This window comes from Nonomuraea sp. CX421, assembly GCF_059358955.1.
Genome location: NZ_JCADBK010000002.1, coordinates 283,022 through 296,175, shown reverse-complemented (window position 1 = coordinate 296,175; position 13,154 = coordinate 283,022). Strand labels below are relative to the sequence as shown.

Here is a 13,154-nt window from a genome sequence, read left to right as displayed (position 1 = left end):
GAACCCTCTCGCGTTGGCAACATGTGGCACGCCCTTCGGCAAAGGGAAATGTGGCGGACGGCCCGGTAATTCGCACTCGCATACCGTCAAGTGGACAGGCGGTTCACGCGGCATGCACTCTTCGCGGAAGGGCTCAGTGAGCGGTGAAGGCACTTGTTCTGGCGGGCGGTAAGGGCACGAGACTGCGCCCGCTCACCCACACCTCGGCGAAGCAACTGGTCCCCATAGCCAACAAGCCGATCCTCTACTACGGGCTGGAGGCGATCCGCGACGCGGGCATCCGGAGCGTCGGCATCATCGTCGGCGACACGGCCCGCGAGGTGCGGGAGGCGGTGGGAGACGGCTCGCGCTTCGGCCTGGAGGTCACCTACATCCCGCAGGAGGAGCCGCTGGGGCTGGCGCACTGCGTGCTGATCGCCCGGGAGTTCCTCGGCGACGATCCGTTCGTGATGTACCTCGGCGACAACTTCCTGGTGGACGGCATCGCCGACCTGGTGGACGCGTTCCGCGGGGCCGACCACGACGCCCAGATCCTGCTCACCAAGGTCGCCGAGCCGCGGTTCTACGGAGTCGCCGAGCTCGGGCCGGACGGCGAGATCGTCGCGCTGGAGGAGAAGCCGGTCCATCCGCGCAGCGATCTCGCGATCGTCGGCGTCTACACCTTCTCCCCGGCGATCCACGAGGCCGTCCGCGCGATCAGGCCGTCGGCGCGCGGCGAGCTGGAGATCACGGACGCGATCAGGTGGCTGGTCGACCACGGCTTCAGGGTGCACTCGCATCTGGTCAGCGGCTACTGGAAGGACACCGGCCGGCTACAGGACATGCTGGAGTGCAACGAGATCGTCCTGGAGACCATCGAGCACGACGTCAGGGGCACCGTGGACGGGTTCTCCGAGATCAGCGGCCGCGTCGTCATCGCGCCCGGCGCCCTGGTCGAGAACTCCGTGATCAGGGGACCGGTCGTGCTCGGCGCCAACACCAAGATCAGCGGCTCCCACATCGGGCCCTACACCTCGATCGGTGAGGGCTGCGTGCTGGAGCGCGCCGAGGTGGAGTACAGCATCATCCTGGGGGAGTCGTCCATCACGGGGGTCCGCGGGCTCACCAACTCGCTGATCGGCCGTAACGTCGAGGTCACCCGGTCCATGGACTTTCCGCACGTCAACCAGCTCATGGTCGGAGACCACAGCAAGATTCAGGTGAGAGCGTGAGAATCCTCGTGCCCGGCGGCGCCGGGTTCATCGGTTCGCACTACGTGCGGTCGTTGCTGTCCGGGCGCCTGCCGGGTTATGAGGACGTCCAGGTGACCGTGCTGGACAAACTCAGCTACGCCGGCAACCTGGCCAACCTGCTGCCGGTCGCCGGGCACCCGGGATACACCCTGGTCCACGGCGACATCACGGACGGCCGGCTGCTCGCCGACGTGGTTCCCGGCCACGACGTCGTCGTCAACTTCGCGGCCGAGACGCACGTCGACCGCTCGATCACCGGCCCCGGTGACTTCGTCCTGAGCAACGTCTACGGCACCCAGCGGCTGCTGCAGGCCGCGCTCGAAGCCGGCGTGCGGGCCGTCGTCCAGGTCTCGACCGACGAGGTGTACGGGTCGATCGACGATGGGTCGTGGACCGAGGAGGAGCCGCTGCTGCCCAACTCGCCCTACTCGGCGGCCAAGGCGGGCGCCGACCTGCTCTGCCGGGCCTATCACCGGACCTACGGGCTGGACGTCCGGGTGACCCGGTGCACCAACAACTATGGCCCGTACCAGTATCCCGAGAAGGTCATCCCGCTGTTCGTGACCAACCTGATCGACGGCCGGCCGGTGCCCCTGTACGGCGACGCCGGCAACGTACGCGAGTGGCTGCACGTCGACGACCACTGCCGCGGCATCCAGCTCGTGCTGGAGAAGGGGTCGGCCGGAGAGGTCTACAACATCGGGGGCGGCGTCGAGCTGACCAACCGGGAGCTCACGCGGCGGCTGCTCGACGCGGTCGGCGCCGGCTGGGAGATGGTCGCGTACGTGGCCGACCGGCCCGGTCACGACCGGCGTTACTCCGTCGACAGCGGCAAGATCCGGGCGCTCGGCTACGAGCCCCAGGTCGGCTTCGACGAGGGGCTGGCCGAGGTGGTGCGCTGGTACCGGGAGAACGAGGCATGGTGGCGGCCGTTGAAGGAGGCGACGCTCTGAGCGTGGCCGGCGCCGCGAACCTGCTGTAGAGAAAAGGCTCACCCCGGCGATGACCGCCGGGGTGAGCCCTTTTCGTGAGCCTTTCCGTGCCGGTCCGGTCAGGGCGCGAACAGGACGTCCACCCAGTAGTTACTGGACTGGAAACTGCTGGTCGGGAAGGTGTTCCCCGCACCGTACGTGTAGACGGCGTTCCCGCCCTCCGCGCCGTCGGCGAGGGCGATGAGCGGGCGGTTGACGTACTGGGTGGTGAAGTAGGGCCGGGTGATCGAGAACAGTCCGCTGGGAGTGTAATAAGACGCGATATAGGTGGTGTTGGGGGCAATAGTGACAGGCGAGGGGAAGCTCACCTGTTGCCAGCCCGTCGCCGTCTCTTTGGTGAAGGTCGCGCTGGCCAGGAGCTGCCCGTCGGCGGTCCACAGGCTTCCGATGTGCGGCCCGGTGTTCTGCGGGCCCTTGTAGAAGCGCACCCCCTGGATGGCCCCGCCGGTGGTCGCCCGGAACTTCACACCCAGCGTCACGGCCCTGTTGTCGGTCGACTGGCCGGCCGGGACCGTCGAGGCGTCCCAGAGGCTGTTCAACGGCACGAACACCACGTCCACCCAGTAGTTGCTGGCGTTGAAGGTGCTCGTCGGGAAGGTGTTCGTCGCGCCGTAGGTGTAGACGTTGTTCCCGGTGCCCGGCCCGCTCGCGACCGCCGTGAGCGGCCCGTTCGTGTAGGGCGACGCGTAGAACTGCCGTGAGGCCGCGTAGTTTCCGGACGGTGTGTGGTAGGAGGCGATGTAGGTGGTGCCGGCGGAGATGGTGACGGGAGACGAGAAGGTCACCTGTTGCCAGCCTGACGCGGTCTCGTTGGTGAAGACGGCGTCGGCGAGGAGCTGCCCGTCGCTGCTCCACAGGCTTCCGGTGTGCGGCCCGGTGTTCAGCGAGCTCTTGTAGAACCGGACTCCCTGGACGACCCCGTTGGTCGACGCCCTGAAGTTCACGCCGAGCGTGATGGCCTTGTTGTCCGAGGAGATCGTCGACGGGGTCATAGAGGCGTCGAAGAGGCTGTTCGACGGCACGAAGACGGGGTCCACCCAGTAGTTGCTGGCGTTGAAGGTGTTGGCCGGGAAGGCGCTCGTCGCGCTGTAGAGGTAGACGCCGTTCCCGCCTGAGGCCGCGTCGGCGGGGGCGATGAGCGGGCCGTTCTCATAGGGGGCGGTGAAGTAGGCCCGGTTCACCGCGAAGTGGCCGGTCGGTGTGAAGTAGGAGGCGATGTAGGTGGTGCCGGCGGTGACGGCGACAGGTGTCGAGAAGTTCACCTGCTGCCATCCGCTGGCCGTCTCGTTGGTGAACGTCGCGGTCGCCAGGAGCTGCCCAGAGGTGCTCCACAAGCTGCCGGTGTGCGTTCCGGTGTTGAGCGCGCCCTTGTAGAACCTGACCCCCCGGATGAAGCCCGGGCTCGTGGCCCGGAACTTCACACCCAGCTCCACCGCCCTGTCATCGCTGGTGGAGACGGTGGCCGGCACGGTCGTGTCCGGCCACAGGGTGCAGGGCGGACAGTCCCTGGCCACGGTGACCGTGCGCTGCGTCGCGGTGCCCTGGATGTTGCCGATGTCGTCGACCGCCCGTGTCCTGATCGTCACAGGTCCGGTGGTGCCGGGCGTCGTCCAGTTGAACGTCCAGTTGGTGCGGCCGACCGCCTGGAACCAGCGGTTGCCGCCGTCGACCGACACCTCGACCCCCGCCACGACGCCGCCGCCCGTGTCGGCCGCCGTGCCCTGGATCTGGACGACCGAACCCGCGGACACGACGCCCGCGGCGGCGGGATTGTTGATCGCCGAGGTCGGGGGAGCGGTGTCCGTGGACGGCGTCGTCGGCACCAGCCCCGGCTGGAGGCTGGCCGGCTGGGACCTCATGTCGGCGAACAGGTTGACGGTCGCCTGCTGCATGTCGATGTTCGTCGGTGTCCCGGGAAGGTCGTGGACCGCGTCCAGCCCCCAAGCCCACTGGACGGTGCCCGAGCCGAAGACGAGCGCGTTGCTCGTGGGCTTGTAGAGCGTCAGGCTGTGCGTCGCGGTCCCGGCGCCGTAGGTGCTACCGAAGTCGAGCAGGAACAGATTGGTGGTCGACACGGTCGTCCGCGAGAACTTCACCAGTCCCGCCGGCGCGACTCCGTTGTCGGGCGCCTCGTCCCATTCGTAGCCGAGTGTGCCGAGGGGGAAGGTCACCGCCTGCCCCGGCTGCAGGCCGGCGATGGAGGTGTTGCGCCACAACCGCATGGAGCCGAACTCCGCGGGCACGCTGATGGCGTTGTACGAGTAGCCGTTCATCCGGAACAACGTGCCGGTGAGGGCGTTCTCCGGTCTGCCCCCGTCCGAAGGCGGGGAGAAACGCGGATCACGCCAGGTCCCCGTCCACTGCGGACTGGGGTCGATCTTGGCGTTGGCCAGCGTCTCCTTGTAACAGACCAGGGTGCGGAAGGGAGTGGCCTGCCCGTCGATGCTCGGCTCCCACCGGGTCTTCCAGAAGATCTCGTTGCCGGTGAAGAAGGCCAGGTTCACCCCCGCGTTCCGGGCTGCGTAGGCGTTGTCCAGCATGTCGTTGGACCAGTATTCGTCGTGGCCGGACGAGATGAACGTCTGGTGGTTCAGCATCGCCGCGCCGCGGCTGGCCGTGTCGATGTTGCTGGTGTAGCTGACGTCGTAGCCGTTGGCCTCGATCCAGCGGACCATCGGATACTCGGCTCCGAAGAACCTGCTGCGGGCGTCGAAGGGACGGTTGTAGCTGACCTTGAACGCCCGGTTCGCCGGGCTGCCGGTGTAGAGGCTGTTGCCGCCGTAGGTGTTGTAGGCCTGCCAGGTGGCGTCGGAGGTCTGCAGGAGGATCTCCGACTGGCGGGCGTCGTCCCGGACGACGAAGATCATCTGGCTCAGGCCACTGATGCCGTCCTCGCGGATCAGGTTGGCGATGTAGACCCCCGAGACGGCGGTGGCCGGCACCGCCCAGGAGGCGGACACCGCCCAGTTGCCGCAGTCCACCAGCCCCGTCGACGGCTCGCTCACGCATTCCGGTTGTAGCTGGGGGAGCGTGACGGAGGGCTGCACGGTCGCCATCTGGCGGGCGCCCAGGCCGCTGTAGTAACCGAGCCGGAAGATCTCGATGCGGTAGTCGGTCGCGCCGGTGTTCACCTTGAACTGAACGGTCTGCCCCTTGTTCACGCTGATCTGCGTGGGATAGCCGGGGATGCCGCCCTGGGTGGGCACGTCCCACTGGCTCGGTGGGCTGCCCGGCAGGCTGTTCTCGATGCAGATGACGGAGGTCGGCGGGCATTCGGCTCTGCCCTTGCGGGTCTGGGCGGGCAGGTGCCGGCGCATCCTGCGAAAGGCCTCGGTGACGGTCTGCCGCTTCCCCGGCCGCATCCGGTCGACAGGGTCGTACGCGGAGGCGCGGCTCCAGGAGGGTGCTGCGTGCCGGTCGGCGGCGACGACCGTGATCGGCGCCGGCGGCTGAGTGACCGGCGCCGGCGGAGCGTCGGCGCCCAGCAGCAGGCTGAGCGCGGACGCCGCGCCGCCGCCGAGCCCGAACAGCGCGGTGCGTAGCAGCCGCCGTGCCGGGAAACCGGTCTTCTGCCCGCTGTTCAGCACGTGGCCCCCGGCCGCATCCAGAGTCAAGCAATGTCAGATGGCGGCAAGTTTGGCGATAACGCGTGGCGGGAGACGGTGTGGAAGGTGTCATACAGCGATGTCTTTGCCAATGCTTTCTTACGACCAAGCCCACAAGTGGAGCGATATCGTCGTTAATACCGATTACTGGTGGAGGCGGAATCGGATGGTCGATTCTCCGGGCGATACGTCCGCACCGCAACCGCACCCCGGATCATGGCCGGCCTGCGCAACCTGGCCAGCGGCCTGGCCCGCCTGATCGGCTGAACCGACTTCGCCGCCGCCACCGACCGCGGCCACCCAGCCGACGGCCTTCAGCCACTCGGTCTCACCACCTGAGAACGCTTCGGCCCTGGGCCTTTCCTCACGCCGGTTCCGCGAGCAATACGCAACAGTGCGCGCAGACCAAATACGAGTGCACTCATCCGTAAGACAGGGCCCGGCATCGTCATGCAGCCTTAATAAGACACCAACCGATGGAAGGGGCAGACGAGTTATCCCGCGATCGCGGCTGTCAGTCCGCCTGGCGTACGAACGAGAAAGACACTGAGGCCAGATGGAGTTTTCGCTGACCTCACGTGGGCTCAGAGTTCACCAATCGATCTTAATCAGACCATGGAGGATCCAAACGATGTTCGGGCTACGCAAAATTCTCGCCACTGCTGTGACCTTCGGCGGCCTGGCTGCCGCTTTCTTCATTGCCGCACCTGCGAACGCATCGACTCTGGCATCGAACAGTGGCGTCTACAGCACGCCTTCCGCTGCCGTGAGCGAGAGTCTCGCCCCCGTGCCGGGCTGGCATGGTCCCTACTCCACCAAGGAGCAATGCGAGCTTTGGAGACATTTCTTTCCGGGAGGCGCAACCACCGAGTGTTTCTACGTTTATTTGTCCGGGTGGTACTACGTGAGCGGGTAATACAGCCTCGCTGTGCGTGGTCCCGGAAATTCCAACGGATTACGTGCCCGCCACTCAGAGCACGTCACCGCCACCGACCCGCCCGCCACCAGCGCATCCCCACGCCGCAACCGCTCGCCGGATCAGGGCCGGCCTGCGCGTGAGAACGCTTCGGCCCTGCCTGCGGAACAGTCGGTGGTGCCGGAACAAAGGAAAGGCAAGGACATCGCTGAGCGCCCGGTGTTCGCCCTGTCGCGGTCGCCGGAATTGCCAGACTCACGCTCATGACCGGTTCCGCGTCTCTCGAGGGTTTCGCCCATGCCCCCGGAGGATCACCCAAAGACCTGCACGAGATCCGGCTCCCCGGCGCCGGGCGACATCCGGATCGCCGTCCCCCCGGAGCGCGGGGGGTGTTCTCGTGGCTGCCCGCCGTGCTCACGCTGGGGTTCGTCGCCGTTGTCCTGCGGTTCTACGGTGTTTCCATCGGGGACATGGCGGCCTTCGGCGCTTATGTCGTGCTGTGTCTCGCGGGTCCGGGGCTGCTGCTGGTCCGTGCCCTCTACGGCGACCGCCGCACCCTGGCGGAGGAGCTGGCGCTGGGGGTGGCGCTCGGCTACGCCATCGAAGTGCTGGTGTACATCGTCGTCCGGGCCCTCGACCTACCGCTGCTCGTCGTGGCGTGGCCGGTCGCCGTCTACGTCGCCTTCCTCGCCTCTCCCCGGCTCCGCAGGCACTGGAAGGGCGGGGCGCGGCCGGCCGCTCCGGTCTGGTGGTCGTGGTCGCTGGCGGCGATCGTCTGCTATCTGGTCGCCTGGAGCGCGCGCGCCTACTACAGTTTGGGCCCGCTGTCCTGGCCCGCCCTGGCGGGCTATCCCGATGACGCGCCGTTCCACCTCGCGCTGATCGGTGAGCTGAAGCAGCACATGCCGCCCATGACCCCCATGGTGGCCGGCGAGCCGCTCTCCTATCACTGGTTCGTCTACGCGCACTACGCCGCCGCGAGCTGGATCAGCGGTGTGGAGCCGCTCGTCCTGCTCTTCCGGCTGGGGATGCTGCCGGTGCTGGCCGCGTTCGTCGTCCTGGTCGCGATGCTGGGGCGGCAGGTGATGGAGTCGTGGAGGGGAGCCCTGATCGCCACCTGCGCGACGGTCCTGCTGGGGGCGCCCCTCCTCTACCTCGGTTCGAGCGGCGTGTTCACCTTCGGCGGCATGCACGACGCGGCGTGGGGGAGCCCCACCTTCGCGTTCGGGGCCCTGCTGTTCGTTCCCGTCGTGCTGCTCGTGCACGATCTGCTGCGGCTGGGCCGGTGGGGCGGCGGGGTATGGCTGGTCCTCGCGATCTTCCTCGTGGTGGTCATGGGCGCCAAGGCCACGCACCTGCCCATGCTCACCGTGGGGCTGCTGGCGGTGATCGCGGTCAAGGTGGTCAGGAGGCGGCGGCCTCCGTGGGCCGCCGTCGTCACGCTCGCGATGACCGCGGGATGCCTGTTCTTCGCCCAGTACGTCCTGTACGGCGGCCAGCGGCAGGGCACGATCGTCGCCCCGCTCTCCTACCTGCGCACGGTCTGGCAGGACCTGACCGGCCTGCCGATCGACTCCGTGCCCCCACTGGCCTCGCTGCTCGGCGTGCTGACGATCTACCTGCTGTCCTGGGCCGTCACCTGGTGCCCGGTGCTGGGGCTGCTGAGCCGGCCGAGATCGCTGCTGCGCGCCGATGTGGTCCTCATGCTGGGCATCAGCGCCGCCGGTCTCGGCGCGATCCTCGTGCTCGATCATCCCGGCAGGAGCCAGCTCTACTTCCTGTGGGGGACCTACCCCTATCTCGCGATCATCGCGGTCCACGGGCTCATCATGATCCTGCGCCGTGGCCGGGTATCGCGCCGGGCGACGCTCTGCGCCGTGGGCGCCGGAGTGGTCTGCGCGTACGCGATCCCTGTCCTCTGCGGGGTCAGGACGCCGCTGGATCCCGGCCAGGCGGACTCCGTCCTCTACCGGCCGCCCGTCGCGCTGGCCGTGGTGGTCACCCTGGCGGTGCTCGTCCTGGTCGTCCTGAAGCCGGGCCGCCGCGGCTGGGCTCTGCTGCTCACGGCGCTGGCCGCCATCGGCCTGCCCGCCGCGCATCACGCCCGCGTCCTGTCCTTCGCGTACGGCGGCGGCGGTCAGGCGGCCTCGGCGGAGCCCGGTGTCGCTATCCCCCAGGGCGCGCTGGACGCGGCGAGGTGGCTGCGCGCCAACTCGCCCGAGGACACCCTGGTCGCGACGAACGTGCACTGCCGGTGGGGCTTCGAGAACCCGTGCGACACTCGCCAGTTCTGGATGTCGGCCCTGACCGAGCGGCGTTTCCTGATCGAGGGCTGGGCGTTCACGTCGACGAACGCGGACCGCTGGCAGCCGGGCCTGCCCGTGATGAGCCTTCCGTTCTGGGACCGGGCCCGGTTCGAGGCGAACGAGGCGGCCTTCGCGGCTCCGTCGACGGGCGCGGTCCAGCGGCTCCGGGAGGGCTACGGGGTCGGCTGGCTGTTCGTCGACGGGACGCGCCCCGGCGTGAGCCGCGACCTCGCGGACTTCGCCCGGCTCCGGTTCCGTTCCGGGGACTTCGCCGTCTACCAGACAGATCGGTAGGGAGTCACCGGCGAGGCGCGGGATCCCCGGTCAGGTGCCTGGCCGGCCGCGGGTCCCGCGCCCTGGAGCGGCCGGGAGCTCCGGGAGCGCCGGACGGAGCCACCGAGGACCCCAGCGGCAGCCGGCTCCAGGCCACCGCGGCGAGCAGGCTGGTGACCAGGACGATGGGGATCCGCTGCCGGAAGATCAGCCCGATGTTGGACATAGTGGTCGCGTAGGCGATCGTGCCGGGCACGATGAACAGCAGCAGGATGAGCAGGATTCGCCGATCGTGGCGCCAGAGCCGCACGGCGCCACGAGCCGCCGACCAGAGCAGGAAATACCAGAGCAGCACGTCGATCTTCCCGAGGTGCAGCGCGAGGCTGCCCGAGGCCCACGGGAACGGCGACAGGACCGTGTAGACCAGCTTCTCCCCGAGGGAGTTCCACGCGTCGCCGCCGTCCTCGAAGATCACCCCTGAGCCGCCGGTGGCGTTGGCGTACCGGACCACGTTCGACTGTCCCCGGTCCAGTTGCTGCTGCAGCTGCTCGATGGCGGCGCTGTCGTACACGCTGCCGAAGAACAGCATGGCCGTGGCCAGCAGCGCGCTGAACGTGACCAGCTTGCGCACCGAGAACTTCGCCTTCGAGACCAGCACTCCGCAGATCAGCGGCACCACGCACATGAACACCATGTAGGGGCGGACGTACCACAGGCACCACAGCAACCCCGCCGCCAGGACCAGCCTGCTCAGGCTGAACCGCCGCGCGGCCGACGCCCCGATGCCGACGCAGGCCACGACGAGGAACGCGTTGAACCCGTCCTTGTAGGTGTCGGACGTGTGCAGCAGCAGCGCGGGCATGAAGGCGGTCACGACGACCAGGCGGAACGCGGCGCGCTCGTCGGCGCCGACGAGCCTGGCGAACTTGTGCACGATGACGCACAGCGCGCACGCGAGCAGCGCCACGATCGCCGTGCAGGCCAGCGGCGCGGGGCCGTCGCACAGGTAGATGACCAGGGCGAAGACGTTGCACGGCACCGCGATGGAGAAGAGCGAGCTCATCTCGTCGGCCGTGACGAACTGGACGCCTTCCAGCCGCCAGTAGCCCACGATCTCCATCGCCCGGGCCTCGTAGTCCAGATTGTCGCCGCCGTACTCGATGACGCCCGACCGCATCACCAGGACGTGGATGACCAGGCGCAGCACGAACGCGCCGAGCAGCACCGGAAGCACGCGCCGGGCCACCGCCGCGTCCAGGTTCGCGTGGACGAGCCAGACGAGCGTCACAGCGGCGGCGGCGACAATGAGAAATTCCATGAAATGCGACCTTCAGTCCCGCTGAGCATGACGCTCCAATGCCCAGCATTCGAACCGAATCGCCGGGAAGCGACCGGGCGACGACGACGCTAGCGCCGGAACCTCGTGACATCACTTTCCGAGGATGGCCATGGCCCGCTGATTACTTCACCTTGCGCATTCTTTCCGGCCTGACGCCTTTTCCGGCGGTCCACTCCGTCCGTATGTGGCCCAGGACGTACGAAGAGTAAGCGGCGACTCCCCGACGATCACGCTCAGGTAGGGAGCGAGGAAACATTTCGCCACCCACCGAGACGGCGCGAGCGGAACTGACCGATTCCCTAGCTAGCTTCGCGGACGTGAACCAGACCTGTCATCGAGGAGCCGAATGAAGCCGGACAGTCGGATTCGCGTCATGGAAATCATCGCCCGGCTGAACGTCGGCGGTCCCGCCACACAGGTGATGGGACTTTCCGAGCGCCTGAATTCCGAGGAGTTCGACCACCGCCTCTACACCGGCCACGTCGGCGACGACGAGGGCGACCACCTCGGTCTGAAGCGCTCCGACGTGCGGGTGCACCGCATCGCCGGCCTCGGCCGTTCCATCAGGCCCTCCGACGATGTCCGTGCCCTCACCGGGCTGGTGTCGGCCATGCGCGCCTTCCGCCCCCACGTCGTCCACACGCGGACCGCGAAGGCCGGCGCGCTCGGACGGGTGGCCGCCAAGCTGGCGGGAGTGGGCTCGGCCGGCGTGCACGTCTTTCACGGTCACCTCCTCGACGGCTACTTCTCGGGCGCGAAGCGGGCGCTCTACGTACGCTCGGAACGCCTCCTCGCGTCCATGTCCGACCGCCTGGTCACCGTGGGCGCCAAGGTCCGGGACGACCTGCTCGCCGCCGGCATCGGGCGGCCCGAGCAGTATGTCGTGATCCCTCCCGGTGTCCGGCTGGGCCCCGTGCCCGACCGCCTGACCGCCCGCCGCGAGCTCGGCCTGCCCGCCGACGCCCCCGTGGTCGCGTACGTCGGCCGTCTCACCCAGGTCAAGCGCCCCGACCGGTTCGTCGCCACGGCGAACACGATCCTCCAGCGGATGCCCGACTGCCGCTTCGTCATCTGCGGCGGCGGCGAGCTGCGCGACCAGGTGGCACGCGGTGTCGAACCCCTCCGGCACGCCTTCCACCTGCTGGGCTGGCGCAAGGACGTGGAGACGGTGTACGCGGCCGCCGACGTGGTCCTGCTGACCTCCGACAACGAGGGCACGCCGCTCACGCTCATCGAGGCCGCCATGGCCGGCACCCCGGCCGTCGCCACGCGGGTCGGCAGCGTCGCCGAGGTCGTCCAGGACCGCCGCACCGGGCTGCTCGCCGCGCCCGACGTGACGGAGCTGGCGGACCGCACGGTGCGGCTGCTCACCGACCCGGACCTCGCGCGCGCCCTGGGCGAGGCGGCCATCGCCTGGTCGAGCGCCGCGTTCGACGTGGACCGCCTCGTCGCCGACACCGAGGCCCTGTACCGATCGCTGGGCGGCCTGCGCCGGGATCGTCGTGTCACTACAGGAGGGATCGAAAGATGAAAGTCCTGGTAACCGGGGGCGCCGGCTTCATCGGCGCGAACCTGTGCAGGGCGCTCGCCTCCCGGCCGGAGATCCAGAGGGTCACCGCGCTGGACGACCTGAGCAGCGGGGATCTCGCCAATCTCGACGGCGTCGAGGCCGACTTCGTGCGGGGCAGCATCCTGGACGCGGAGCTGCTGACCCGGCTCGTGGCCGACACCACGACCGTCGTCCACCTGGCCGCGCGCCCGTCGGTGCCCCGCTCGCTGGCCGACCCGCTGACCTCGCACGACGTCAACGCCACCGGCACGCTGCGGGTGCTGGAGGCGTGCCGCGTCTCCGGCCCGCACGTGATCCTGGCCTCGTCGTCGTCGGTCTACGGCAACAGCGCGGAGCCGTACAAGCACGAGGACCTGCCCACCAGGCCGCTCAGTCCCTACGGCGTGAGCAAGCTGGCGACCGAGGCGTACGCGCTGGCCTACGCCTCCAGCTTCGGCCTGGACGTCCTGCCCTTCCGCTTCTTCAACGTCTACGGACCGCTGCAGGCCGCCGACCACGCCTACGCGGCGGTCATCCCGTCGTTCGTGTCCAAGGCCATGGCGGGCGAGCTGGTGCCGATCTACGGCGACGGGCACCAGGCACGGGACTTCACCTTCGTGGGGTCGGTGACGGACGTCCTCGGGGAGGCGGTGGTGCGCCGGGTGACCAGCGCGAAGCCGGTCAACCTGGCCTTCGGCACCCGGATCTCGCTGCTGGAGCTGAAGGACGTCCTCGGGTCGGTCCTCGGCCGGCCGGTCGAGGCCGCCTTCCTGCCGCCCCGCCTGGGCGACATCCGCGAGTCACAGGCGTCACCCGCGCTGCTGCGCCAGCTGTTTCCCGGTGTGCGCCCGGTGTCGCTGGAGGAGGGGCTGCGCAGGACCGTGGCCTGGTTCGAGAAGGCGGTGATCATGAGCGCCGGCAGTCAGGCCTGACCCCGTCCCT

The 13,154-nt window shown here is 68.7% G+C and carries 7 protein-coding genes; 5 read left to right on the top strand and 2 right to left on the bottom strand.

Annotated features, from left to right (window positions below; all coding sequences use genetic code 11):
• Positions 1 to 143 precede the first annotated feature (143 nt).
• Together AC5L3X_RS04415 and rfbB are read left to right on the top strand one after the other, a co-directional pair.
• The gene (locus tag AC5L3X_RS04415) at positions 144 to 1,211 is read left to right on the top strand and encodes a glucose-1-phosphate thymidylyltransferase (protein ID WP_494855266.1); all 1,068 of its coding nucleotides are present in this window, start codon (positions 144 to 146) and stop codon (positions 1,209 to 1,211) included.
• Entirely contained in the window at positions 1,208 to 2,185 is a 978-nt protein-coding gene (gene rfbB, locus AC5L3X_RS04410) for a dTDP-glucose 4,6-dehydratase (RefSeq protein WP_494855265.1), read from the top strand. The genes AC5L3X_RS04415 and rfbB overlap by 4 nt, the downstream gene beginning before the upstream one ends.
• A 98-nt stretch (positions 2,186 to 2,283) precedes the next feature.
• On the opposite strand, the gene AC5L3X_RS04405 is transcribed toward rfbB, so the two are convergent.
• Positions 2,284 to 5,838, bottom strand: coding sequence for a DUF4082 domain-containing protein (locus tag AC5L3X_RS04405; RefSeq protein ID WP_494855264.1), 3,555 nt, complete (start codon positions 5,836 to 5,838; stop codon positions 2,284 to 2,286).
• 1,170 nt (positions 5,839 to 7,008) lie between these two features.
• Between AC5L3X_RS04405 and AC5L3X_RS04400 the strand changes: the two genes are divergently transcribed.
• On the top strand, positions 7,009 to 9,345 hold the full coding sequence (locus AC5L3X_RS04400) for a hypothetical protein (protein WP_494855262.1): 2,337 nt from the start codon (positions 7,009 to 7,011) through the stop codon (positions 9,343 to 9,345).
• Between the two features lie 4 nt (positions 9,346 to 9,349).
• Here the strand turns inward: AC5L3X_RS04400 and AC5L3X_RS04395 are convergent, their stop codons facing one another.
• Positions 9,350 to 10,642, bottom strand: a complete 1,293-nt coding sequence (locus AC5L3X_RS04395) for a hypothetical protein (RefSeq protein ID WP_494855260.1) — start codon at positions 10,640 to 10,642, stop codon at positions 9,350 to 9,352.
• A gap of 394 nt (positions 10,643 to 11,036) precedes the next feature.
• Here AC5L3X_RS04395 and AC5L3X_RS04390 point away from each other — a divergent pair, with 394 nt between their 5' ends.
• Complete coding sequence (locus AC5L3X_RS04390) at positions 11,037 to 12,194, top strand: glycosyltransferase (protein WP_494855258.1); 1,158 nt, start codon at positions 11,037 to 11,039, stop codon at positions 12,192 to 12,194.
• The gene (locus AC5L3X_RS04385) at positions 12,191 to 13,144 is read left to right on the top strand and encodes an NAD-dependent epimerase/dehydratase family protein (protein ID WP_189123488.1); all 954 of its coding nucleotides are present in this window, start codon (positions 12,191 to 12,193) and stop codon (positions 13,142 to 13,144) included. Before AC5L3X_RS04390 ends, AC5L3X_RS04385 begins: the two co-directional genes overlap by 4 nt.
• Positions 13,145 to 13,154 lie beyond the last annotated feature (10 nt).

What these genes read in the sequence shown, in the direction of transcription:
- AC5L3X_RS04400 (WP_494855262.1), top strand. Translation starts at nt 7,009, where the DNA reads ATGACCGGTTCCGCGTCTCTCGAGGGTTTCGCCCATGCCCCCGGAGGA.
- AC5L3X_RS04395 (WP_494855260.1), bottom strand. Translation starts at nt 10,642, where the DNA reads ATGGAATTTCTCATTGTCGCCGCCGCCGCTGTGACGCTCGTCTGGCTC.
- AC5L3X_RS04390 (WP_494855258.1), top strand. Translation starts at nt 11,037, where the DNA reads ATGGAAATCATCGCCCGGCTGAACGTCGGCGGTCCCGCCACACAGGTG.
- AC5L3X_RS04385 (WP_189123488.1), top strand. Translation starts at nt 12,191, where the DNA reads ATGAAAGTCCTGGTAACCGGGGGCGCCGGCTTCATCGGCGCGAACCTG.